General features: G+C 46.4%; 19 protein-coding genes and 2 pseudogenes. 11 read left to right on the plus strand and 10 right to left on the minus strand.

The window, feature by feature from the left end; translation table 11 throughout:
* Nucleotides 1–64 precede the first annotated feature (64 nt).
* Nucleotides 65–1,444 carry a DNA repair protein RadA gene (gene radA / locus CIK96_RS08435; protein WP_094389629.1) on the plus strand — a complete coding sequence of 460 codons (1,380 nt, stop codon included), beginning with the start codon at nt 65–67 and terminating at the stop codon, nt 1,442–1,444.
* Between the two features lie 205 nt (nt 1,445–1,649).
* Here radA and queC read toward each other — a convergent pair whose 3' ends face one another.
* The gene (gene queC, locus CIK96_RS08440; RefSeq protein WP_094440327.1) at nt 1,650–2,303 is read right to left on the minus strand and encodes a 7-cyano-7-deazaguanine synthase QueC; all 654 of its coding nucleotides are present in this window, start codon (nt 2,301–2,303) and stop codon (nt 1,650–1,652) included.
* 82 nt (nt 2,304–2,385) lie between these two features.
* Here queC and CIK96_RS08445 point away from each other — a divergent pair, with 82 nt between their 5' ends.
* Nucleotides 2,386–4,458 (plus strand): TonB-dependent siderophore receptor, encoded by a 2,073-nt coding sequence (locus tag CIK96_RS08445; RefSeq protein WP_094440328.1) that lies wholly within the window; start codon nt 2,386–2,388, stop codon nt 4,456–4,458.
* Between the two features lie 201 nt (nt 4,459–4,659).
* Entirely contained in the window at nt 4,660–5,931 is a 1,272-nt protein-coding gene (gene pgk / locus CIK96_RS08450; protein ID WP_094389632.1) for a phosphoglycerate kinase, read from the plus strand.
* A 230-nt stretch (nt 5,932–6,161) separates the two neighbouring features.
* Here pgk and CIK96_RS08455 read toward each other — a convergent pair whose 3' ends face one another.
* Entirely contained in the window at nt 6,162–8,321 is a 2,160-nt protein-coding gene (locus CIK96_RS08455) for a translation factor GTPase family protein (RefSeq protein WP_094440329.1), read from the minus strand.
* A gap of 123 nt (nt 8,322–8,444) precedes the next feature.
* On the opposite strand from CIK96_RS08455, the gene hemW reads away from it, so the two are divergent.
* The 4 genes from hemW to CIK96_RS08475 all read left to right on the plus strand — a co-directional run bounded on the left by hemW (nt 8,445) and on the right by CIK96_RS08475 (nt 16,790).
* Nucleotides 8,445–9,548 carry a radical SAM family heme chaperone HemW gene (gene hemW, locus CIK96_RS08460; RefSeq protein WP_094440330.1) on the plus strand — a complete coding sequence of 368 codons (1,104 nt, stop codon included), beginning with the start codon at nt 8,445–8,447 and terminating at the stop codon, nt 9,546–9,548.
* 67 nt (nt 9,549–9,615) lie between these two features.
* Nucleotides 9,616–13,365: a beta-L-arabinofuranosidase domain-containing protein gene (locus CIK96_RS13715; protein ID WP_371592558.1), complete on the plus strand. Its 3,750-nt coding sequence runs from the start codon at nt 9,616–9,618 to the stop codon at nt 13,363–13,365.
* 40 nt (nt 13,366–13,405) lie between these two features.
* The gene (locus CIK96_RS08470) at nt 13,406–14,767 is read left to right on the plus strand and encodes an MFS transporter (protein WP_094389635.1); all 1,362 of its coding nucleotides are present in this window, start codon (nt 13,406–13,408) and stop codon (nt 14,765–14,767) included.
* A complete protein-coding gene (locus CIK96_RS08475) occupies nt 14,751–16,790 on the plus strand; it encodes an amylo-alpha-1,6-glucosidase (protein WP_094440331.1) in 2,040 nt (679 codons plus the stop codon). Before CIK96_RS08470 ends, CIK96_RS08475 begins: the two co-directional genes overlap by 17 nt.
* Nucleotides 16,791–17,411: 621 nt before the next feature.
* Here the strand turns inward: CIK96_RS08475 and CIK96_RS08480 are convergent.
* The 8 genes and pseudogenes from CIK96_RS08480 to CIK96_RS13510 form a co-directional block, all read right to left on the minus strand.
* Nucleotides 17,412–18,173: a 1-acyl-sn-glycerol-3-phosphate acyltransferase gene (locus CIK96_RS08480; RefSeq protein WP_094440338.1), complete on the minus strand. Its 762-nt coding sequence runs from the start codon at nt 18,171–18,173 to the stop codon at nt 17,412–17,414.
* A 3-nt stretch (nt 18,174–18,176) separates the two neighbouring features.
* Nucleotides 18,177–19,139, minus strand: a complete 963-nt coding sequence (locus CIK96_RS08485) for a metallophosphoesterase (RefSeq protein ID WP_094440332.1) — start codon at nt 19,137–19,139, stop codon at nt 18,177–18,179.
* Nucleotides 19,136–19,918, minus strand: coding sequence for a vitamin B12 dependent-methionine synthase activation domain-containing protein (locus CIK96_RS08490; RefSeq protein ID WP_094440333.1), 783 nt, complete (start codon nt 19,916–19,918; stop codon nt 19,136–19,138). The genes CIK96_RS08485 and CIK96_RS08490 overlap by 4 nt, the downstream gene beginning before the upstream one ends.
* The gene (locus CIK96_RS08495) at nt 19,915–21,237 is read right to left on the minus strand and encodes a dihydroorotase (RefSeq protein ID WP_094440334.1); all 1,323 of its coding nucleotides are present in this window, start codon (nt 21,235–21,237) and stop codon (nt 19,915–19,917) included. Before CIK96_RS08495 ends, CIK96_RS08490 begins: the two co-directional genes overlap by 4 nt.
* Before the next feature lie 4 nt (nt 21,238–21,241).
* Complete coding sequence (locus CIK96_RS08500) at nt 21,242–22,012, minus strand: DUF4369 domain-containing protein (protein ID WP_094440335.1); 771 nt, start codon at nt 22,010–22,012, stop codon at nt 21,242–21,244.
* A gap of 88 nt (nt 22,013–22,100) precedes the next feature.
* Entirely contained in the window at nt 22,101–22,502 is a 402-nt protein-coding gene (locus CIK96_RS08505; RefSeq protein ID WP_094436385.1) for a hypothetical protein, read from the minus strand.
* The gene (locus CIK96_RS08510; protein WP_254046345.1) at nt 22,486–22,839 is read right to left on the minus strand and encodes a septum formation initiator family protein; all 354 of its coding nucleotides are present in this window, start codon (nt 22,837–22,839) and stop codon (nt 22,486–22,488) included. The genes CIK96_RS08505 and CIK96_RS08510 overlap by 17 nt, the downstream gene beginning before the upstream one ends.
* Before the next feature lie 222 nt (nt 22,840–23,061).
* Nucleotides 23,062–23,284, minus strand: a pseudogene (locus CIK96_RS13510) (hypothetical protein); the annotation flags it as partial.
* Nucleotides 23,285–23,990: 706 nt separating this feature from the next.
* On the opposite strand from CIK96_RS13510, the gene CIK96_RS08515 reads away from it, so the two are divergent.
* From CIK96_RS08515 to CIK96_RS08530, 4 genes and pseudogenes are all read left to right on the plus strand, one after another.
* Nucleotides 23,991–24,548 (plus strand): hypothetical protein, encoded by a 558-nt coding sequence (locus tag CIK96_RS08515; protein ID WP_094440336.1) that lies wholly within the window; start codon nt 23,991–23,993, stop codon nt 24,546–24,548.
* A gap of 21 nt (nt 24,549–24,569) precedes the next feature.
* Nucleotides 24,570–25,508, plus strand: a complete 939-nt coding sequence (locus CIK96_RS08520) for a DUF6175 family protein (RefSeq protein WP_216820944.1) — start codon at nt 24,570–24,572, stop codon at nt 25,506–25,508.
* A gap of 2 nt (nt 25,509–25,510) precedes the next feature.
* The gene (locus CIK96_RS08525; protein ID WP_094440337.1) at nt 25,511–26,029 is read left to right on the plus strand and encodes a hypothetical protein; all 519 of its coding nucleotides are present in this window, start codon (nt 25,511–25,513) and stop codon (nt 26,027–26,029) included.
* Between the two features lie 115 nt (nt 26,030–26,144).
* A pseudogene (locus CIK96_RS08530) lies at nt 26,145–26,401 on the plus strand (IS1380 family transposase); the annotation flags it as partial.

Below are 26,401 nucleotides of genomic sequence, written 5' to 3' on the forward strand. Positions count from 1 at the left end.
TTGCATGCAAAAGTACGAATAAATTTTGTAACACCGAAAAAAAATCACTAACTTTGTGCCTATTATGGCAAAGGATAAGATAGCATACGTCTGCTCTAACTGCGGACAAGAATCGGCAAAGTGGATTGGCAAATGCCCATCATGTGGACAGTGGAACACATTCAAGGAAATCCGTGTGACTGACACGCGCCAACAGGCAGCGTCGGCTGCTGCGTCTGTAGGACATCAGTTGCGTAAAAGCAAAACACTGACCCTGCGCGACATCAGTGCAAAGGACGATCCTCGCATCGATCTGCACGATAACGAACTGAACCGTGTACTGGGTGGCGGTCTTGTACCAGGTAGCATTGTATTACTGGGTGGCGAACCGGGTATTGGCAAATCTACCTTATCCTTGCAGACCATGCTCCACCTGACCGATCGCCGTGTGCTCTATGTCAGTGGTGAAGAAAGTGCTCACCAGTTGAAAATGCGCGCTGAACGTATTCCACATGAAGAAAGCGACAATTTCCTGATACTATGCGAGAACTCATTGGAGGCTATCTTTGAACATATTCGTGATGTACAACCCGAAGTGGTCATTATAGACTCCATACAGACTATTTCCACCGAAGATGTGGAGAGTTCTGCTGGTAGCATATCGCAAGTTCGTGAATGTGCCTCATCGCTACTTCGTTTTGCAAAGACCAGCGGTGTGCCTGTCATTCTTATTGGCCATATCACTAAAGAGGGCACACTGGCTGGACCGAAGATTCTCGAACACATTGTAGATACAGTGGTGCAGTTTGAGGGTGACCAACATTATATGTATCGCATTCTTCGCAGCATAAAAAATCGCTTTGGCAGCACCAGCGAACTGGGTATCTACGAGATGCAACAATCTGGTTTGCGCCAGGTGGCAAACCCTTCCGAACTGTTGCTCACCGAAGACCACGACGGTCTTTCGGGTGTTGCCATTTCATCCGCCATCGAGGGTGTTCGCCCATTTTTGGTTGAAACACAGGCTCTGGTTTCATCGGCTGCATACGGCACGCCACAGCGCTCTGCCACTGGTTTCGACCAGCGTCGTCTGAACATGCTATTGGCTGTTTTAGAGAAACGCGTAGGCTTTAAACTAATGCAAAAAGACGTTTTCCTGAATATCGCCGGTGGTCTTCGCGTCACCGACATGGCTATGGACCTATCAGTCATTGCCGCTGTACTGAGTAGCAATGTCGATACACCAATAGAAGAAGGTTGGTGTATGGCAGGCGAGGTAGGTCTTAGTGGCGAAGTGCGCCCAGTGGCTCGCATCGAACAACGCATTTCCGAGGCTGAAAAGTTGGGATTCCAACATATCATCATCCCCCGCTACAACCTCAGTGGACTGAATCAAAAGAAATTCCACATAGACCTTGTCCCGGTGCGCAAAGTAGAAGAGGCATTAAGAGCCTTGTTTGGATAATACAGAAATTTGAGTTTTAGAAAAATTTCGACCACACGGCCATACAAAAAGCATATTCACCTATATAGCAAACACTTACATTTGTGATCGAGTGGTCGAATATTTTAAAAAATCGAATTATTTGTATCTTCGCCTAATAGAATCACAATAGATTCAACAGTTGAATATCTCTATATCACTATCGCATGGACATTTCCACATCATATCAGTCATCATAAACGGTAGTATCCTCAATACCAGCCTCTGCTAATGCTTCGCGACGCTCCACACAAGTACCACATTTTCCACAATGGTGCTCAGTACCCTTATAGCAACTCCACGTTTCTGAATAATCTATGCCGAGTTCTTTTCCACGTCGGGCAATATCCGCTTTGGTCATGTTGGTATAAGGCGAACGCAGCCTTACGCCAACAAATGTTCCTGCTTTAGCAGCTGCATCGAAAGCCTCAACAAATTCTGGACGACAATCGGGATAGATAGTATGGTCACCGCCATGATTAGCCATCATGACATAAGCCAACGAGTGACTTTCTGCCACACCAACGGCAATGGAAAGCATGATACCGTTGCGAAACGGCACTACTGTCGATTTCATATTGTCATCATCATAATGACCTTCAGGAATAGCATCGGCACCTTCCAACAAAGAACTCTTGAAATACTTCCCCATAAAGTCGAGGGGAATGATTACATGGGGTATGCCCAAGCGTTTACAATGCAGTTGGGCAAACGGAATTTCCTTGGCGTTGTGGTTACTACCATAGTCAAACGAGATGGCAAGCGCTATGCGTTCGTGCTCATCATATAATAAGGTGACGCTATCCATACCGCCACTCAAAATCAATACTGAATCTTTCATTCCTTTATCTGTTTTACACAATTTGGGTGCAAAAATACAAAAAAAAATAGTACCTTTGCGCCGTTTTATTTTTTTTCACACAATGTACAAACCAAATTACAATCAGCGCAAGGCCATCCGCTTCCGTCATTTTTCACGGAAGGGATACGCTCTCTTTGCCTGTGTTGGACGTGTGGTTACCATCGGAATGCTGAGCGTAGCGACCTTGCAATCTGCAAGTGCTGCTGAAGTTTCAGCAAAAGAATCCGATACTGCAACCACCGACTCTATCCCAACCACCAAAGAGGCTCAGCTCGACGATGTTGAGGTGACTGGCTCACGCGCTCCACTTGCCAACGGGCAAGCTGCGAGAATGGTTACTGTACTGAGTCGCGACGAAATTCAAGCGGCGCCAGTACAAAGTATTAACGACTTGTTGAAGTATGCCGTCGGTGTCGATGTGCGTCAACGCGGACCTATTGGTGCGCAGACCGACATTGGTATTCGTGGCGGAACGCAGGAGCAAATTGCTATCCTGCTCAATGGTATTAACATCTGTGACCCACAGACTGGCCACAACGCATTCGATTTTCCTGTAGATATCAGCGAGATTGAGCGCATTGAAGTGCTTGAGGGTCCTGCCGGCCGTGTCTATGGCACGTCATCTCTGGCAGGTGCCATCAACATCGTGACAAAGCGCGAGAAACAATCGTGTGCCGATGTACATGCCGAAGGTGGTTCGTTTGGTTATCTCACCGCCGGTGGTCGTTTGGTGTTACGCCCCGATAATTCGCCACTCACTTCGAGTCTGTCGGCCAGCATGACACGTTCAGATGGCTATAGTCGCTCTAAAGCTGGAAGTCTGAATAGCGACTATCAAGGAGGAAAAGTGTTCTATCAAGGACGGTACGACAGCAATCTATTGAACCTCAACTGGCACGCAGGGTTGAGTTCCAAAGGTTTTGGCAGCAACACATTCTACAGCGCCAAGTTCGATAACCAGTATGAGCGTACCACCAAATTCTTCACTGCACTGCAAGGAGAAACACGTTGTGGCGCTCTCAATTTCCGTCCTTCGGTATATTGGAACCGTAGCCAAGACCGCTTCGAACTGATTCGCGGTTCGGAAGAAGCTGTGCCCTACAACTATCACAGAACCGATGTGTTCGGACTAAGTCTCAACAGCTGGTTTGATTCACCACTTGGTCGTACTGCTTTCGGTGCAGAATTCCGTAATGAAGACATCATCAGTGGTAATCTTGGCGAACCACTCAATACACCCGTACACATCCACGGTACAGAGCGTGACTACAAATATGGACTCAATCGTTCAAACCTCAGTTTCCACTTAGAGCATAATATCTTGCTGCGACAATTCACGTTGTCAGCAGGATTCATTGCATTCAAAAACACTTGGAACGAAATGCCGTTCACACTGTATCCCGGTGTCGATGCCAGCGTGCGCTTGGGTGATCACTGGAAAATCTATGCCAGCTACAACTCATCGCTACGTATGCCTTCGTTCACCGAACTCTATTATAGTGTAGGTGGTCACAAGGCAGACAAGTATCTCAAACCCGAAGAACTGCGTGCCTTAGAAGGCGGCGTCAAGTTCTATTCTGCAGCACTTTTGGTTCAAGCCAGCATATATCACCACCACAGCCGTAACCTCATCGACTGGGTGCTTGACCCCACAGCCGAAGAACCAATATGGCAGAGTGTCAACTTCACCAAGGTCAACAACATCGGAACGGAAATTTCTGCTCGACTCGATTTGGAACATCTATTCCGTCTGCCACAGTCCTATCTGTCGGTAGCCTATAGCTACAACGACCAAGACAAGGCCGACGAACATCAGTTGGAGAGCCAGTCAAAACTGGAATATCTGCGCCACAAACTGGTAGGAACACTTCAACTGACTCCTATCGACCATTGGAGTTTCCTTGTCAACTACAGAATGCAGAAACGTACAGGCACATATCTCACGGTAGATGGCGTCACCAAGCCCTACCATACCTACGACCTCGTTGATGCAAGACTGACTTGGAGTCAACCCACTTACAGCATCTATGCCCAAGCCAACAACATCTTTTCGCGCAACTATGTCGATTACGGCAATGTAGAGCAACCCAGTGCATGGATTGTGGTAGGAGCACGTCTGCACATCAATCTATAAGAAACAACAAACTTCCTTATAAAATATAGCAAAAAGGCGGAGTTGACTACATTTTGTCAACTCCGCCTTACATTATATCAGTAAATCGTCTAAAAAACTTAAAATTATCTATCGAAACAACCGCAATGTTTAATCTTTTTCGTAACTTTGCGTGCGATTAAATGGAAACATTAAATTCAACTAACAATATTATAAAGCATTATGAAAATCAAAGATTACAACTTTGCCGGTAAAAAGGCTATTGTCCGTGTAGATTTCAATGTACCCCTCAAAGAGGGTAAGATCACAGACGACACTCGTATTCGCGGTGCTGTTCCTACACTGAAGCTCATCCTCGACGAAGGTGGTGCACTCATCATCATGTCACACATGGGCAAACCCAAAGGAAAAGTAAAGCCCGAACTTTCACTGGGTCAGATTAAAGACGCCGTTGCTGCAGCACTCGGTGTACCCGAAGTAAAGTTTGCTCCCGACTGTGCAAAGGCTCAGGAGGCTGCTGCCGCACTGAAGCCCGGCGAAGTGCTCCTGCTCGAAAACCTGCGCTACTATCCTGAAGAGGAAGGCAAACCCGTAGGCATCGACAAGGAGGATCCCGCATACGAAGAGGCTAAGAAAGCTATGAAGGCCAGCCAGAAAGAATTTGCCAAGACTTTGGCATCATACGCTGACTGCTATGTTATGGACGCTTTCGGTACTGCACACCGCAAGCATGCCTCTACCGCTGTTATCGCTGACTATTTCGATGCCGACAACAAGATGCTCGGTCTGCTCATGGAGAAGGAAGTAGCTGCTGTAGATGCCGTTCTCGGCAACATCAAGCGCCCATTCGTAGCCATCATGGGTGGTTCAAAAGTATCTTCAAAAATCGGTATCATCGAGAATCTGCTCGGCAAAGCCGATAAGCTCATCCTCTGTGGTGGTATGACCTATACCTTCGCTAAGGCACATGGTGGCGAGATCGGTCAGTCTATCGTTGAGATGGATAAGCTCGATGTAGCGCTCAACGTAGAGAAGCTTGCTGCTGAGAAGGGTGTAGAGTTGGTAATGGCTCCAGATGCTGTTTGCTGCGACAACCTCGACTTTGCTACCATGACCATTAAGCCCAATTCTAAAATTGAGGTATATCCTTCAAATGCTATCCCTGCTGGTATGGAAGGTCTCGATGCAGGTCCAGAGGCACAGAAGAAGTTTGCAGAGGCTATAAAGGGTGCTAAGACCATCCTGTGGAATGGTCCTGCTGGTGTATTCGAGTGCGATGAGTTCACCGCTGGTTCAAAAGCTATTGGTGATGCCATTGCTGCCGCTACAGCAGAAGGTGCATTCTCTCTCATTGGTGGAGGTGACTCTGTTGCATGCTGCACCAAGTTCGGTCTCACCGACAAGGTATCTTACATTTCTACTGGTGGTGGTGCATTGCTCGAAGCCATCGAGGGTAAGGTTCTTCCTGGTGTTGCAGCTATTCAGGGCGAGTAATCCGTCGAACAACATCATATCAAAATGGCTGGACTTTGGTTCAGCCATTTTCTTTTGTGTATTCATCAGATTCAATCTATACAATAAGTATTTTTACCATTATCGGATAATAACGAAGTAAATACTTGTTTACGTTATCTAACAAAGAAAAACAGCGGACTTACTCCCATTCAAGAGCAGTATCCGCTGATTAATTGTTCTTATAAAAACTTATTATATCCGTTAGAATATTATTCTTCTTCCTTAGTTTCAGCCTCATGCTGTTGGATAAGCTGCTGCTGAATTTCATTCGGAACAAGCTCATATGACGCAAACTTAGTGGTGAACGAAGCACGACCGCCAGTGATAGAACTGAGAGCTATAGAGTAGTTACTCAGCTCCTTCAAAGGAATCTTAGCAGAAAGCTTCTGATAACCAGCTTCGCTGTCCATACCCATAATAAGTGCACGACGGCCTTGCAGGTCACTCATGACATCACCCATATAGTCAGCTGGTACATATACCTCAAGGTCATAGATAGGCTCAAGAACTTTTGGTCCTGCCTCACGGAACGCAGCCGAGAAAGCATTGCGAGCTGCAAGCATAAATGAGAGTTCGTTAGAATCTACTGGGTGCATCTTTCCGTCATAGACAATAACACGTACATCACGAGCATAAGATCCTGTCAGCGGTCCACGCTCCATACGCTCCATTACTCCTTTGAGAATTGCAGGCATGAAACGAGCATCGATAGCACCACCTACTACAGAGTTGATGAATACGAGCTTACCGCCCCACTCCAAGTCAACAACTTCCTGGTTTTTGACGTTGATACGATATTCCTGACCGCCAAATTTGAATACTGTAGGAGCAGGCATACCGTCGGCATAAGGCTCTACGATCATGTGAACCTCACCAAACTGTCCGGCACCACCCGACTGTTTCTTATGACGATAGTCGGCACGTGCAGCCTTAGTAATAGTTTCACGATACGGAATCTTCGGTTCAATATACTCAATCTTGATCTTCTCGTTGTTTTCCATACGCCATTTCAGTGTACGTAGGTGGAATTCACCCTGTCCACGAACGATAATCTGACGCAATTCCTTTGACTGCTCAACCACCCATGTAGGATCTTCTTGACGCATCTTAGTCAGGGCTGCCATCATCTTTTCGGTTTCTGCCTCGTTAATGGCTTTAACTGCACGTGAATATTTAGGATTTGGATATTTGATAAAATCAAAACGATTGTCGGTATCCTTGTCGTTGAGTGTGTTACCAGTCTTCACGTCCTTCAGTTTGACGGTACAACCAATATCACCAGCGTGCATTTCATCAACAGCAATACGGTTTGCTCCTGCACAAGCATATATCTGAGCAATGCGCTCCTTCGAGCCACGATCAGCATTCTGCAAATCTGCACCAGCCTTAAGTGTTCCGCTCATTACCTTGAAATAAGACACCTCACCAATATGCGGTTCCATACCAGTCTTGAAGAAATAGATAGAAGTAGGACCTGCGGTATCTGGAGAAATTTCCTCACCACGTGTATTGTGCAGTTTAGGCATTTCGCTAACAAAAGGTACTACATTGCCCAAGAATTCCATCAAGCGGCGTACACCCATATCCTTGCCTGCACAAACGCAGAACACAGGGAAGATGCTGCGAGTAACAAGTCCCTTGCGGATACCTTCACGCATTTCATCTTCTGTCAGTGATTCACTCTCGAAGAATTTCTCCATCAGTGTATCATCGTTGGCAGCGGCAGCCTCTACCAAGGCAGCATGCATTTCCTTTGCTTTATCCATCTCCTCTGCGGGGATGTCTTCAATGGTTGGTGCACCACCTTCGGGATTCCATGAGTATTTCTTCATCAGCAGCACGTCAATTACTGCATTGAAGCCAGGACCAGTGGCAATAGGATATTGCACAGGCACACACTTGTCGCCATAAATCTCCTTCATATTGGCCAACAGCGAATCGAAGTCGCAATGTTCGCGGTCCAACTGGTTAATGAGGAAGATAACAGGCTTGTTTAATTTGTCTGTATAACGGAAGGCATTCTGTGTGCCAACCTCTGGACCATACTGTCCGTTGATGAGAATCACAGCCTGATCGGTAACGTTGAGGGCGGTAATAGCACCTCCGACGAAGTCGTCAGAACCTGGACAATCGATAATGTTCAGCTTTTTGTTATTCCACTCCACATGGAAGACGGTTGGAAACACCGAGTAACCATACTCCTGTTCAACAGGGAAATAGTCGCTAACGGTATTCTTTTGTTCTACCGTTCCGCGGCGTTTGATAATACCGGCTTCGAAAAGCATACTCTCGGCAAGGGTGGTCTTGCCGCTACCCGCACTGCCGAGCAGTGCAATGTTCTTAATTTCGTTAGTCTGATAAACTTTCATAGGACTATAGTTTTATTAGGTTTTTACGTTTTAAGTTATCGGAGGCTAAAGTTATGAAATTATCTGCGAAAAACAAGCGTTTGCTTTTAAATATTAAACTTTATTAGTACTTTTGCACCCATTATGGCTGGTTTATATCTGCATATTCCGTTTTGTGCGAGCCGTTGTATCTATTGCGGTTTCTATTCTACTGTTGGTCTTGACCTGCAGCAGCGCTATGTTGATGCGCTATGCAAAGAGATGTCACTTCGTCCTACCGAAGAAACCATCACTACCATCTATTTGGGTGGAGGCACACCGAGCCAACTCAGCATCCAACAACTACGTCAGTTGTTCTCATATATAAAAAAGGTGTATCGCCTCCAGTTAGAGGAAGTGACCATCGAATGTAATCCTGATGATGTGACAGCACAATTGGCAGAAGCACTGAAGTCACTTCCTGTCAATCGGGTGAGTATGGGTGTACAGACCTTCGACGACCATAGATTGCAGTTTCTTCACCGTCACCATAAAGCCAGTCAAGTAAGTACAGCGGTCAAACTACTACGGCAAGCGGGTATTGACAATATCAGTATCGACTTGATATACGGTTTCCCCAAGCAGACTTTACCAGAATGGGACGATGACATCAACCAAGCCATTGCACTCAATGTGGAACACTTATCGGCCTATGCCCTGACCTATGAGGAAGGTACCCCACTCTATCGCATGATGCAACGCGGTGAAGTGGAAGAAATTGATGAGGAACTGTCGAGACAGATGTACGAGCGTCTTATAGACCGTCTGACCGCAACAGGTTTTGAGCACTACGAGATTAGCAATTTCGCAAAACCCACACGTCGGTCGCGCCACAACAGCAGTTACTGGCAAGAAAAGCCATATATTGGATTAGGAGCCGCCGCCCACTCCTTCAATCTTTATGAACGTCTATGGAATGTGGCAGATATCCGACAATACATCGATAGTATAGAGAATGGGTATTTGCCTGTTGAGAGTGAGTCCATCGACGGAGATACCCGTTACAACGACCGCATCACCGTGGCCCTTCGCACCTGCGAAGGACTCGATCTTAACATCCTCACACCGCAACATCGTCAATATTGTCTCCAAGAAGCACAACCGTTTTTAAGCGATGGCCTGCTGGAGCTTACCGACCATCACCTGCATCTTACCCGTCGCGGACTGTTCGTAAGCGACTTAGTGATGAGTTCTTTGATGTTTGTCTGACGACAAAACAAGCCTTTGTCCGTCTTAAATATAAAATAGATATTAAGACTGACAAAAAAACAAGTATATGAAGAAAACGCTTTGTGCATTCCTCTTGACAGGATGCACCATGGCCATACAGGCACAAGGACTGACCGACACACGCAACAGCCAGCAAACCCATGCCCATAATTTGCCTATTGGTGCTACCCGATGGACAGGAGGTTTTTGGGGAGACCGTTTCAATGTTTTTGCATCAACCGGTATTTGGAACATGTGGAACACTTGGAACAACCCCGATCTTTCTCACGGCTTTCGAAATTTTGAAGTGGCAGCAGGAACCGTCAAAGGAGTACACCATGGACCGCCATTCCACGATGGCGACATGTATAAATGGCTGGAAGCTTGCGCTGCTGTCTATGCTGTGACCAAGGATAAAAAGCTCGACGAACTGATGGATCAGTTTATCCAACAGGTAGCTTTGGCACAGCGCAACGATGGCTACATCCACACACCAGTAGTTATCTCAGAACGTAATGCCGGCATCGACTCACATGCTGGCGACCATACCAATATCGGCATTGAAATAGGCAACGACCATAAAAAGGCCTTTGCCTCAAGGCTGAATTTCGAAACCTACAACCTGGGACATCTGATGACAGCAGGTATCATACACTGGAGAGCAACGGGAAAGAAGACACTTTTCAACTGCGCACAGAAAGCAGCCGACTTCCTTTACGACTTTCTTACCAACGATGCCGCCGAACTATCGCGCAACGCCATCTGTCCGTCACACTATATGGGTGCCGCAGAAATGTATCGTGCCACTGGCAATCCAAAGTATCTGCAACTCGCCAAAGGGCTTATTGCCATACGCGATTCGGTAAAAAACGGAGAAGACCACAACCAAGATCGAATACCTTTCCGTCAACAATATGAAGCCATGGGACATGCCGTACGTGCCAATTATCTCTATGCAGGTGTGGCAGACCTCTATGCCGAGACCGGAGAGGCACAGTTGATGAAGAACCTGACAGCGATCTGGGATGACATTATCCAGCATAAAATCTATATCATGGGAGGATGCGGAGCGCTCTACGATGGAGTATCGCCCGATGGCACAACCTACGATCAGCCCAGCATCCAACAGATACACCAGGCTTATGGTCGTCAGTTTCAGCTGCCCAATGAGGCTGCCCACAACGAAATATGTGCCCAGATTGGACAACTGCTTTTCTCTTGGCGTATGTTTGAAAACACTGCCGATGCCAAATATATAGATAATGTGGAGAACGAACTCTACAATGGTATTCTCAGTGGCATATCGCTCGACGGCAAGCGTTTCTTCTATACCGAGGCACTGCGTCGCACCGCCTCATTCCCCTACACCATGCGCTGGCCCAAAGAGCGACAGGAATACATATCGTGTTTCTGTTGTCCGCCCAACACCCTGCGCACACTATGCGAAGCTCAGGAATATGCTTATGCTGTAAAAGGCGATACACTTTATGTCAATCTCTTTGGTGAAAATCGTCTGAAAACCGACCGTATCGACATCGAACAGCATACAGCTTATCCCTACGACGGACAGATAGACCTCCATATCCATCAGGCTAAAGGCATCCACACGTTGATGGTACGCATGCCGTCATGGGCAAAGTCTGCCACGATAAACGGTCAACAGGCTACAGCCAACAGCTACACGGCAGTAGCTATAGACCAAAAGAAATCACAGACTGTCAGCATCAATATTCCATTGCGCCCACGCTTGATGGAAAGCAATCCGTTGGTTGAAGAAAATAAAAACCAAGTAGCCATCATGTATGGTCCATTGGTATATTGTTTGGAAAGCAACGATATTGAGGGTGGACATCACATCAACGACATCATCATTCCCGCTGACATCCTACTGACTCCCGTCAAGATGACCATCGACGGTCATGAAGTGACAGCCTTGGAAGGAGAGGCTTTGTTGCGCCAAGGCGAAGCATGGAACAACAATACCCTTTACCGAGAAATCACACAACCAGCCACAAAGACTGCCAAGATCCGTCTGATTCCATATTATGCATGGGACAACAGAGGCAAAACAGATATGAGTATCTGGTTGCCGCTGGACCGTACAGCACCTGTCAACCGCCAACAAACAGCCCATATCGCAGTAGGCAAAAACGAGTCGTTGACAGATGCCATCAGACAAGCCAGAGAGATGCATCGGTTGGGACAAGCCTTCAATGTCACACTGCAGTTGGCTGATAGTACCACCTACTATATTGACCAACCCATCACCCTGCGACCAGAAGACAGCCATCTGACCATCACTGGAAAAGGAACTACCATCAGTGGAGGTCTCAACCTGTCCGTATGGAAACGGGAAGGGAAACTACTTGTGGCAGATGTTCCCGAAGTGAACGGTCGCCCCATCGATTTCCGACAGTTGTGGACCAACGGCAAGAAAGCTGTTCGTGCACGCGATGTGGCAGACTTTGAGCAGATGAACCGCATCATGACCTACGACAAGAAACGTCAAGAGTTGTGGATTCCGCGACAGGCAGCACAACGCATAGCCAAGGCGTCACATGCAGAAATGGTGCTTCATGAAATGTGGTGCACCTCAAATCTCCGCATCAAATCCATACGCTATGAGGGCGATTCTGCAGCTGTCACCTTTCACCAACCCGAAGCACGCTTGCAGTTTGAGCACCCCTGGCCTTCGCCCATGACACCCGACACCAAACATCCATCACCTTTCTATCTGACCAATGCCAAAGAACTCATTGACCAGCCCGGTGAATGGTATCACGACATACAGACCCACAAACTCTACTACATGCCCCGACAGGGCGAGACTGCCTCGTCATTGAAAGCCACCATTCCCCTTTTGGAAACATTGTTTCGCGTGGTTGGCACTGCCGAACATCCAGTGGAAAACATCACAATCCAGGGTATCAACTTCTCACATACCACATGGTTGCGTCCGTCAACACAAGGTCATGTGCCCTTGCAGGCAGGAATGTATCTGACTGAAGCCTACAAACTGCGACCACAGATTGACCGTCCCAACAACCACAAGCTCGACAACCAAGGATGGTTGGGACGTGCAGCCGCTGCTGTAGAAATCTATCACGGCGATGATATTAGTTTTAGCGACTGCCGCTTTGAGCATCTGGGAGGTTCTGGTCTCGACTATCAAATCGGCTGTCAGGGCGGTCGTGTCAGTCAATGTGTATTTACCGATATTGCCATGAACGGTTTGGTCTGCGGTTCGTTCTCACCTGAAGGACTGGAGACCCACCGGCCCTACAAGCCAATGGACCAACGAGAAGTATGTAGCATGCAAACGGTAGCGCAGTCCGAATTCTATGATGTGACCAATGAAGACTGGGGCTGTGTGGCTATTGCCGCCGGATATGTCAACGGAATGAATATCGAACACAACACCATCCACGACATCTCATACACCGGTATCTCGCTGGGATGGGGATGGAATCGCAACCGCACCTGCATGGGCAACAACCGAGTGAAAGGCAATCTCATTTATAATTATGCCCAACACATGTACGACTGTGCAGGCATCTATACCCTGGGCAACCAACCAGGCACTATCATTGAAGAGAATGTAGTGCGCGACATTGCACGCCCTTCCTACGTACACGACCCTGCCCACTGGTTCTATCTCTATACCGATGAAGGATCAAGCCATATCACCCTGCGCAACAACTGGACACCAGAAGAGAAATATCTGAAGAATGCCTGTGGACCGGGCAACACATGGGAGAACAACGGTCCATCAGTAAGCGAATCCATCAAACTGTCTGCTGGATGTGCCAAAAACTAATAGTAAATCCAATAACAAACACTTATAACACTTCGAAACAATGAACAAGAAAAACAGTTTAAAGAGTACTATCGCTGTATCACTGACCAACTATCTCGATGCGGGAGCCATTGTGGCTGGAGCCGCAGGACTGACACTCTGGAAAGACTATTTGCAACTGACCGAAGGTCATCTCGGATGGCTCAATGCCATCAGTGCCAACTGTCTGGGAGCAGCCATTGGTGCCATTATCGGCGGTGTACTTGCCGATAAATATGGCAGAAAAGTGATATACACCTACAATATGCTGGTATATATGACCGGTGTGTTGCTCATTCTCCTGTCCACCAATTTTCCCATGCTGCTGACAGGATTTCTCATCACCGGTGTCAGCGTAGGTGTGGGAGTGCCTGCCTCATGGACCTATATCTCAGAGAGTAGCGAGATAGGCAACAGAGGTCGCAACATCGGCATTTCACAGATGGCATGGGGTGTAGGTCCTACTTTTATCCTGCTGTTTGGAACCCTTTTGGCGCCACCCACAGCAGGTGCAGGAACAGAAGGAATCTGCTTTTATATGGTAGAAGAACTGGCTGCCATGTTTGGTGTAACGGGTAGCGGAGCCGAGCTCAACGTGTATAGCTCACGTATCGTATTCGCCTCATTGTTTCTCGTTGCACTGGTAGCATGGCTTTTGCAGCGCCAGCTCGACGAGTCGGCAGAATGGAAAGCCGCACAGGAACGCGAACAAGAGAAACCTTCAGTGGGTTCGGCATTCTCATTTGCCAGTTTGTTGACCAACCGTGTCAACATAGTGACCATCGCATTCCTTGCTGGCATGTATCTCACTTGGAATCTTGTGGCATCGGTGATGGGATTCTTCCAACCCCATATTTTCGAGACAGCCGGTGGCTTGTCTAATGCCGATGCCAACCTATTGACCGTAGGCCAATGGACGTTGATTATCATCACCACTTTCATCTTCTCCATGCTTGTAGATCGTGTCAATCAGCGCTGGCTGTTCTTCATGGGCGGCATATTTGCTATTGCTGCATGGGGAATGGTTATTACCGTAGGGGTGACAAGCATCTGGGGATTGATTATCTATACCGTATTGTGGGGCATACAGGCTGGTTTCTCTGCACAGGCTTTCTATGCGTTGTGGGCATCAGAATTGTTCCCTGCCAAATACCGTGCCGCAGCACAAGGAGTGATGTTCTTCATCGTTCGTAGCCTGTCGGCAGTATGGGGCCTGTGCTTCGTATATATCTATGGTGAACATGGCGAAGGCTTTACCGTAGCTGCCTACTGCATGGTTGCCCTACTTGTCATCTCACTGCTCATAGGTACTATCGGTGCACCTGAGACAAGAGGAAAATCACTTGAACAAATCACACACGAACGCTATGGCGATGACATCTAACCCTATGCCGCACGCCACATGGATATGGTATCCTGGTGATTTTGAAGTGTGGCTCGGCAATCAATTCAATAACCGGCGAACAGAACGGGGTGCTATGTTTCCTCCGTTCTGGAAGCAGGATTCCCATTGGCCCACGGTAGAGTTTTCAACTAACGTAGAGTTGGCAGAGTCAGAAACCATCCACATCAAGGCTGAAGGACTGTTCAACTTCATGCTCGATGGCAAATTGCAGTTTGGCATGCCTGATGAATTTCTGATTCCGGCAGGAGCCCACCGACTGAATTTCAAGGTGTGGAATCAATCTACCCCACCCGCACTCTTCATCAAAGGTATGACCATACACAGCAATTCATCATGGTTGGCTACCTATGAAGATAAGATATGGATTGATGAAAACGGAGTAGCTCACGGTTCTGGAATCTATGTTCCGGCTGCGCAATGGAACTTTGACCGCATGGACACTCCACCGTCTGCCTACCGTCTGCCTACACTACGACAAGAACCTGTAGCACAAGAAAGTATTGGCGAAGGCATGCTCTACGACTTCGGACGGGAAACTTTCGGCTACGTCCGTCTGTCTGGACTGGTCGGTGTGGCACATCTATACTATGGTGAGAGTCGTGAGGAAGCACTCGACAAAGACCACTGCGAAACGCTCGACGTCGTATCGACCCATCAAGAACTGGGTAGCAAGGCTTTCCGCTATGTCTATGTGGAAACTGCAGACAATAGCCATTACGACAGTTTATCGATGGACTATGAATATGCACCGTATGACGAAAGCCACAGCGGTACATTCGCTTGTTCCGACAAACTGCTCAACAAGATATGGGAAGTGGGCGCTTACACGATGGATCTCACCACACGCGAATTTTTCTTGGATGGTATCAAACGCGACCGATGGACATGGTCGGGCGATGCCATACAGTCTTATCTGATGAACTATTATCTGCGTTTCGACACCGAATGTGTGAAGCGCACCATCCGTCAGTTACGGGGCAAAGACCCTGTCACTGCACACATCAATACCATTATGGACTACACCTTCTATTGGTTTAAGTCCATTCTTGACTATTACCAATATACGGGCGACCTCACTTTCATCAGCGAGATGTATCCGAAGATGTGCACACTCATGGACTATGTTTTAGAGCGTACCAATAGCGATGGACTGGTGGAAGGCAAGGCAGACGACTGGATTTTTGTAGATTGGGTGGATTTCCCCATGCACAAACGAGGGGTGTTGGCTTTCGAACAGATATTGTTCTACAAGGCTCTGATGACCATGCACACCTGTGCTACCCTACTCCATCAGACAGACCCCTATCAGCAACTGGCTGAAAATGTGATCTGCAAGACCCGAAAACTCTTATGGAACGATGATCGGCAGGCTTGGGAACATGCCATTGAAGAAGGCGAGATAAACCATCAGATTACGAAGTTTCCCAATATGTTTGCCGTTCTCTACGATATTGTAGATGATGCTACGAAGCGCAATATCGTGGACAGCGTGATGGAAAACAATAAAATAGATCCTATCACCACACCCTATATGCGCTTTTACGAACTGGAGGCACTGTGCATGATGGGCAGGCAAACACAGGTTTTACAAGAGATACGCAACTACTGGGGTGGTATGCTTCGAGAAGGTGCCACTTCGTTTTGGGAAAAATACATTCCTTCTGAACAAGGCACAGAACATCTGGCGATGTATGGTCGCCCTTACGGTAAGAGTCTGTGTCATGCTTGGGGAGCGTCGCCAGTCTATCTGTTAGGGCGTTATTTTCTCGGCATACAGCCCACCCAACCGGGTTATGCAACATGGGAAGCACGCCCCAACTTGGCTGATTTGGAATGGATGGAGGGTCGCGTGCCCACGCCAAATGGCATTATTCATATCCGGATGGAACTCCATTATGTCTGCATCAGAAGTGATAAAGGACGCGGGCGACTATACCTTGGCAACCGATGCTTCGACATCGAACCCAATACGGATTACCACATTCCCATCACATCTGTTTGATAACAGCAAAGCAATCCCACCCATCGGTCATCATACCGAAAGGTGGGATTGACTTATACTTATAGACTACCAAAAATTAAGTTTTCACATAATCTTCGTGTGTTTAAATGATATGAGTTAATTATGACTGCAAAATTAGCAAAAAACGATAGCGAAAGCAAATCTATACATACCCCATAACTACCCTATCAATATTGTTTGGGGCAGCAAATCAATTTATTTTGCTGAGCAAATCAATTTGTTTTCCTCAGCAAATCAATTTGTTTTCCTCAGCAAATCAATTTGATTTGCTCACCCACACACCATCTAAAGCGCACCAACAGCCTTTGTCTCTGCTTGTTACACACGTTCTGCAACCTATTGGCAAATATCACTTATACTTGTGTCAGACGTTGGATCATACTTTTGTCAAATGTTGGGCAATACCCTTGTCAAACGTTATCAAAAGAAAATTGCTCAGTTTATTTCTGAGCAATATTCTTAATTCTTGATGGCTATATATGAGCATCGCGGATACGCTTACCATTTGGTAGTCGAGTGATCGAATATCTTTTTAAAAATCAAATTTTATGGGTCTCCGCCTGCGCGTTACTGATTTGATGTCAAACAGTCGCTTCAAGACTATTGGTCGGGATTTTCCACATAGCCCTGATATTCTGGAGTCAATGACGACATCACCGAATCATAGGCCTGGTGCATCGTGGCTTGAATATTCTGACAACCCTGTCCAATAGGATAAATGGGCTGATGGATAGTGAGTTTGAGCGGATGCCATGTAGCAAAATGACAATCTTTCATGCGAGGCATGACATTGAAAGAACCATTGATAGTCAGCGGAACTACTGGCAACTGGAGTTCATCAGCCAATGCAAATGCACCTTTCTTAAACTTACCCATGTGTCCGGTGAAGCTACGCGCACCTTCAGGGAATACCACAACACTACAATTGCCATGCTGCAAGGTTTCGCGTGCTTTGTCGTAGGTGGCTTTCACATGACTCGGACCGCGCTTATCTACAAAGATTTGGTGAGACTTTCTGCAGGCATAGCCCACAAAAGGAATGCGGCCCAACTGATATTTCATCATCCATTTGAAATTACGGCCAAGGAAGCCATAGATGAGGAAAATGTCGAAAGCACCCTGATGGTTGGCAACAAAAACATACGACTGGTTGGGTTCCAAGTGCTCACGTCCCTCTATAGTGACGGGCAACAGGAATATGCGGGCAATGACTTTTGCCCACCAGCGACCGGGGTAATAGCCCCAATAGTGACCATTGCCTAATGTGCAACCTGCGCCAACAAGAAATGCTGTCCATATAGTCATCAGCACAGTAACGGGAAGTGCTACCAGGATTTGGTATATACGATAAAGGTATTTCATCATTTATAGTGTTTTCTTTAATGTGATTACTACTATTTCGCCTGATATGCCAAGGCGGAAAGGAATGAGTCCGCCAAGTCCTGTGGATACAAACAAGTGGCGACGGCCTTCATGGTAAAGACCTCCCCACTCATCGTATGTGAAGGATACAGGTGACCACCCGAACAATCGAAGTTGACCGCCATGGGTGTGTCCGCTAAGGGTCAGTTGTGCCCATGATTCGGGCAGTATGCGCGCGCGCCAAGCCGACGGGTCGTGCTCGAGCATAACAACAAATGCACTGCGCTGCAGTCCGGCGAGTGTCTTGCCTACATCGCCACGATGGGGCATACGCTTGGATACACCCCAATTTTCCATTCCTGCAACGATAAGCGAATCGCTGCCACGACGTATCGTGCGGTGTTCGTTCAGCAACAGTTGCCATCCGGCACGGCGCTCGTATTCGCAGGTCAACCGGCAGTTGGCGGCTTTTGTTGCCGAATCTGCCTTTTGATAAACAGCATAGTCGTGATTGCCCAAAACCGAATAGACACCATCGGGAGCCTTCAGTCGCGAGAGCTGGGCAAGATGTTCGGGGAGTTCGTGTGATTCGATATTTTGCAAATCACCCGTAAACACTATCATGTCGGCTCGTTGATTCATGATACTGTCCACCGCCCGTTGAAGCATGGCTTTGCGCCAACCCGTCATCGTTCCGACATGGGCATCGGAAAACTGCACGATGCGATAGCCGTCAAAGGCCTGGGGAAGGTCGGAACAGACTATCGTCACAGGACGTACTGTCAATTGTTGCGAACCAAATGTCCAGCCATAAGCAGTCAAGAGGATGATCACTGCCGCACCAGCGACGCCTATCTTGCATCGCCAGCGTCGTGGCAACAGCCAGCGGCAGACGCCATAACACAGCAAAGGTGCAATGACGAAACCTATCAGCAGGAATATCCCATTAACGTATTGAGCCATCATAGATTAGAACTCAAGAATTTTCTTACTACCTCGACAGGAAGTCCACGTCTTTTGGCATAGTCAGCCAACTGGTCATGGCCTATACGGCCTATAGAGAAATAATGTGCTTGGGGCAGGGAAATCATCAGTCCGCTTACACTGGCATGGGGCTTCATCGCCCCACTCTCGGTCAGTCGGATGCCTATCTGCTTGAGGTCTATCATTTCGTCCAACACGAAATTGACACTCGTGTCGGGCAATGACGGATAGCCGATAGCCGGACGAATACCTACAAAACGCTCGGCATGAAGTTCGTCTATCGACAATTGTTCGTCGGGAGCATAGCCCCAATAGGTGCGTCTTACCGTCTCGTGCATCTTCTCGGCAGCAGCCTCAGCCAATCGGTCTGCCAACAACTGCACCATCATTTTCATATAAGGATCGGTATCGAAATCACGCTCTAAACCATGGTCAACACTGGTGGCAAAGACACCAATACGGTCTTTCACCCCAGACGAAGACGGACGGATAAAATCGGAAAGACACAGGCAATCGCCCGACTGCTGTCGCAATAATGGGATACGATGACCTCCTGCCATGATGTCATCGCCATCGGCATTGGCTTCCAACAGTTCAAAGAGCGCATAGACCTGATACTTTCCGTTGAGTTCTGCCAACACGGCTTCGGCATCCTTGCGTTGCCGCTGTTGAGCCTCAGCATCGCGCAACTGCCATGCATAATAGAAATAAATCCAATTGATGTATGGCACCAACTCACTTATCTCGTAGGTCAGCTTCATCGGAATGCAATCTCTTCTCCTATATAATCTGTATCAACCTTACCGTTGGCATACACCGTATGACCATTGCACAGGGTGCGTTCCACCTGCCAGAGATAGGTGTGTCCTTCCATGGGACTCCATCCACACTTGCTCTGTATGCAGTTGCGAGTCACCGTCCAGGCATGATCGGGACGTACCAATACCATATCGGCATGATAGCCCGGACGCAGGAATCCACGTTGACGAACGCTGAAAAGGCGCGCAGGCTGATGACACATCAACTCCACCAGTCTGTCGATGGTGAGTATGCCTTGATTGACAAGTTCGAGCATGGTGACCAATGAGAACTGTATCATCGGCATTCCACTGGCAGCCCGTTTGCATCCGCCTTCTTTCTGACTCAACAGATGGGGCGCATGGTCTGTACCTATAACACTGATGCGACCATCGGTCAATGCCTGTTGTAAGGCATGGCGATCGCCAACGGTTTTGATGGCTGGGTTGCACTTAATACGGGTACCAAGGGCATTGTAGTCGCGGTCACAGAAGTAAAGATGTGCCACAGTAGCCTCTGCGGTGATATGTGGATAAGCCACAGGATCGATAAGAGTCAGTTCCTTGGCTGTGGTAAGGTGTGCCACATGGAAATGAGTATCATACTTGCGAGCCAGTTCTACAGCGAGACGGGTACTCTCGTAGCACGCTTCTTCACTGCGTATCTCTGGATGGTGTGTCACTTTGGGGTCAGGCCCATAAAGGCGCTGAGCCTCCGCCATGTTACGGTCAATGATTTGCGTATCTTCACAATGTGCCATCAATGGCAACGGTGACTCTGCAAAAATGCGCTCCAAGGCCGCTCGCTTATCTACCAACATATTACCGGTAGAAGAACCCATGAAGAGTTTGATACCCGGTATGCGGTGGATATCGAGCGAACTGAAAGTATCTACATTGTCGTTGGTAGCACCATAGAAGAAGCTGTAATTGACATGGCTTTCTTTACTGGCGCGTGCAAACTTATCGGCAAGAGCCTCTGGTGTGGTGGTCTGCGGAACGGTGTTAGGCATGTCGAAAAACGAAGTAACACCTCCGGCTGCAGCGGCACGGCTCTCGCTGTCGATATCTGCCTTGTCGGTCAGTCCGGGTTCACGAAAATGCACATGGTCGTCAATGACACCTGGTAATACGTAGCATCCCGAAGCATCGATACACTCGTCATACGATGCTTCGGGATGATGGTCTGTCACTTCAAGGATGCGCCCGTCGCTGATGATGATATCAGCATCAAATACGCGTCCTTCATTAACAATGGTTCCTCCTGATATGATTGTTTTCATACTGTTACTTTTGTGGCACAGTAGTCAGCCGTGCTGACGGTTGCTGCGATGCAGGAGGGGCTGGAGGAGTTGGCGCTTCTTCCAGTCCATTCATGCGTTGCTCGTTTTCCTGTGCGGTCTTATAGTAGTTCTTGACATAAGGATCTTCCTTGAAAACCTTTGTGGCTTTCGACATCAAGTCTTCAATCTGCGGGGTAAGGATAGGATAACGATACTGGCTGGTAATCATCATAAACACACCAGGACCCAGCACATTATCAAAGTTAGCCTCTATGAATTTGGTGACAAGACGGTCTTCGTCGCTGGCTATCTTGGCGGCTTCTAACGATAGTTGCTCATTGATCGCTGCCTCGTCTATACCGTCAAGCAACATCTGACTCTGCTTGTGCGAGAGCTCGTTCATCTGGTTTGACAAGCGGTTGTGTTCTTCTATAAACACATAAAGTGAATCGTTGAGCGGAGTGCCGCTTACGATCTGGCGACCAGCCTCAATCTTCACTACGATGTCGCCCTTCTCCAGTACGATGGGCATCACACTCTCATCGTCCATATACAGACTGGCCATGCGAACACTGTCGAGTGTACCCGAGAAGTGAAATTCACCATGTACCACCTCACACGAGTCGAGATTTTTCAGTTGATTGTTCTTGATAGCTTTCAGATAAAGTTTACTGCCATCAAGGGCGGTAATCGACGATGAACCTTCCACATTATACGATCCGACACACGAAGTAAGTGCGGCCGCAAGAGCAAGAGTATATAGAATTTTCTTCATAGACAATTTCGTTTGTTGCTACAAAAGTACTACGATGGTATGAAAACACGGAATATTTTTGCGCAATTTAATATATTTGTGCAAATATTTAGAGTTTTTTTGCCTCTTTTTCCAGTTCGTGAGCTATTCTATGGGTTGTATAGAGTTGCAGTATGGCACCCAAAAGCACCAAAACAATCCAGTTGTTGTGCACATATTGCAAATAGACCAGGAAATCGAGACCGAGGAAATTGGAATTATTGGCCAACATCATCAAGCCTGCCAACAAAAACAGCACATCGCTGATGAGCATGATGCGGCGAAGGCGGCGCACAGTGATATTGGTTCCGTCATAACGCTGCTGCATCTGCATCGCAGCATACAAAAGTGCACCGGGGGCAAAGGCATAAGCCGCCCACGGCTGCAAAAAAAGGCTGGCGCCAGCGCCAACCACCATCAGCATACCACCTGCTAAAAGGAGGTAGCTCTCTATCTTATTCAGTTGTCTCATTATTACTATTAAATGGTGATTGCGTCCGCGGATCGTCACTCAACACAAAGATATCCTCATCGTCAGCCTTCATAAAATAGCGTTCACGGGCTATCTTTCTCATTGCATTAGGGTCACTGTCCAACAGGCGTATCTGCATCTGGTCATTATTATATCGGTCAGTATATTCTTTGATTTCGTCTTTCAGTTCAACGATACGGCGTTTATTGCGGTGAACATTCCACAAACTATTCTCGCCGACGACGCCCAGCAATAGTATTGCGACTATCGTTACGATGCCGTATTTCAACCACTTACGGTGGTACAAACTGATCATTATCTCTTTCAGATGCTTCATCGGGAGGCAAAGTTACGAAAAAAAGTTGTAACTGATTACAGATTTTAGAAGATTAACGTATTTCCTCCTGAAATATACCACAAAACTATTCCGCTGCGCTGCTCGATATAAGTGTTGGCGTCCCCCCTGTGGAGATTATGGAGAAGGAGTAGAGGGGAATGGAAAGGCATAGGCATGGCTTACACCATTTGCCACTTGCAACTTGAAACTTATTTGAATTTACTAAGCTATATTTGGCTGGTTCATATATTTTCGCTGTCTTTGCCCAAAAGTGATTGAATATATGAAGAAACTACTATGTATTATTGCGTTGGCATTGGATGTCCTGATCCGCTTGGCTGGTATAGAGACAAACCTGAAGACAAACGCTTTTATGCGACTTGTTGTATTGAGTCCGAACCTCTTTACGTCAAAGTCTTTGGATAATGGTCTTGTAGAAGTTACGTCAATGACCTCTTGACATGTTGGGGGTGATGCCATGGACCAGTCCCCGTGACACGTCAATGCCTTGTGCCCAATTGAAATTACTTCCATGTCTGTTTAGTTTTGAAATTTGCGGGCAAAGGTACATCTTGATCTCCAGAGAGGCCCATTCTAAAAATTTCTTATTGTGAAATAACAATTCAGGGAAACAAAAACCCAATGTCTGCTGAGCTTGCTCATCAGAAAGCAGATAAGCATCTTTGTGTGGCACTCCGCCACAAAGTGCGTATTAGGCTACACCCTTCTGCTGTATTCGTATGAGGAATCATTATGTGCACTATTTCGTTAAATCTACCAAAAAGTATGGTTAAAATGCAAGAATTCAGGATAAAAATGTGTAATTTAATAAAAATGCTGCTCACATGAACGTTATTTGCTAAATAATTCTTATCTTTGCATCGTGGCGGAAGGACCGCTGCAGTCGTGACTTAGGAAGCGTTTAGCTTTTTCCATATTGGGAACTTCGACAACTCTCAGAAAAAGATGGAAAGGTAAAAACGTTCTTCCCTTGGTTATGATAGTAGTTGATTTATCCAATTACGTCATACAAGGGTGTGAGCTGTTTTTTTAATCTGTTCTTTCTGGCAGTCGAGAGCCTATCACTCAGATTAGCTGACAGACTCACACTTCTTTTGTTGTGGCTATCGATAACTATATGATGGTTGATTATGGAACTACTTGAACTAAAAGAACTAATTAATGATGCATTAGATGACTGTCAATCCATCATTTCAGCAAACAGAAATGCTGTTTTATCAGAATCTGATTTTGAAAGGCTGCTTTCAACTTGCATAGCCAAGGCCATAAATGATGACAGTCGTAATCCTCATGATTTCTCTGTACACACTCAAGTCTCACATTATTTTGACGAGGAAGGTAAAACCGATGTTGACAGACGAGTTGATATCCTATTGTTAAAAGAAAGCGAACTGGCACCGTATATTAATCATAAGAGATTTAAGTATTCTGGCGAATCCATTGCTTTTGAATTGAAATATTTACACGAAACCGATAGTGTTTCAAAAGTTAAATGCGACTTCTGCAAATGGGACGATTTGAAAAGCGAATCTTCTTTATATGTTATTGTGTTGATTGACACTCGAAATGGCGAGGATTATTCCAAGAAAGAAGAAATAATCAGATTAATGTATAAAAATCAAATTGGCGACAATGATAATAGTGGCCAAAACCAATTGTTTTATAGGGTATTAAAAAAGGAGATCTAAACAACTAAAAATAAAGAAGGTATGAGAAGAATTGCTATTACACTATTGTTTTTTGTCATGTCATCTATAGCTATGGCACAAAAGAAACCAACTATTATGATTCTCCCCAGTGATCATTGGTGTGAGATGCGGTATTTCATGACAACCTACGATAATCAGGGAACAAAAGTAAAGACCCCCAATTATCAGCAGGCTTTTATGGAAGATACAGAAATAGGGCCTGTAATAAGTAAAATTGGCCAAATACTGACGGGTATGGGATATAGTCTTAAGGATGCTGAACAAGAAATCAAGAGCATTAACACGATGACTGCCGAAGATAATGTTACGTTGAGTAAGTCAAGTGGTGCGTCATTGGTTGAAAGTCCTTTAGATATGTTGAAAAGGCGTATCAAGTGTGATGTCCTAATTCAGATATCTTGGGATTTGTCTCGCTCTGGCGGTGGCCATGCCACAACATTCACGCTGGAAGCTTTTGATTCATATACTAATAAACGTATTGCTACATCAACAGGATCGACACAAGGGCAAGGCTCAGTACCAGATTTATTGGCAGCGGCTGTTCAGCAAAATGTCAAACCATTCGATAAACAGATGGACAAATGGTTTGATGACCAAAAGAAGAATGGCCGTGAAATCAATCTTACTGTTCGTTGTTGGGACAGTTGGGAAAATGACCTTGAAACGGAATATGACGGAGAAGAACTGACTGATTGTATTCAAAACTGGCTCAAGCAGAATTGTGTGGGTGGCGTATTCAATCTCAGTGACGGCACAGAGTCTTTTGCACAGTTTGAGCAGGTCCGCATTCCTTTGACAGACGAGCGTGGTAATGCTATGGATGCTCGTGCTTTCGCCACCTTGTTGCGTAAGTACTTAGCAAAGTCACCTTATAATATTACCGCAAAGGTGATGCAAAGAGGTTTAGGAGAAGCAATATTAGTATTAGGAGAGAAATAATTATGAGAATAAGACACCTGATATTGATGATGTTATTTGGCTGTTGCTTTTCTATGGAAGCGATGGCAGAGTCCTCGGTTGGGGATATCTATATTTCTGTTGTACAGCCAGAACGTAATGATATTCCTCAAGAAGCAGCCAGCCAATTGGAGAATAGAATGCACCAGTTGATAACGGCTAATGGAATTGCAGATACTGACCCCAATGGTAGATTTGTAATCACGGCAAAAAGTTTTATTGTCACTAAAGACATTATTGGAGGAGCACCTCAACGCGTATCACAAAAGATTGATTTTACATTTATGATTGGTGATATCATTGAGAACAAAGTCTTCGAGAGTTATACTTTCTCTGCAATAGGTATTGGTATCAACGAAAACAAATCGTATATCAATGCGATTACTAAGATGAAGACTAATAGTCCTCAATTTACATCTTTCGTTGAAAAAGCCAAAGAAAAGATTATCCAGTACTATGCTACTCGATGTGAACAGATTATCCTTAATTCCGCAACACTATAATTTAACTTTATTTATAAGTTCCTGAGCAACAAAAAGTTGCCCAGGATTTTGCCATGTCAGAATTTTCACTTATCTTAGTGTTGCAAAAAGAAAACAAGCAAAACTCTAATATGACATGGCAAAAATACAAATTAAATCTGAGAAACTCACACCTTTTGGAGGAATTTTTTCAATCATGGAGAAATTTGACTCCATGCTTTCACCCGTTATCGACTCAACACTGGGTCAGAGATGCAGCAGTATCTTCGGATATCAGTTCAGCGAGATAGTCCGTTCGCTGATGAGCGTTTATTTCTGTGGCGGCTCATGCGTGGAAGATGTAACGTCACAACTGATGCGCCATCTCTCGTATCATCCTACCCTTCGTACATG

This window comes from Prevotella sp. P4-98 (assembly GCF_002251405.1).
Classification (GTDB): domain Bacteria; phylum Bacteroidota; class Bacteroidia; order Bacteroidales; family Bacteroidaceae; genus Prevotella.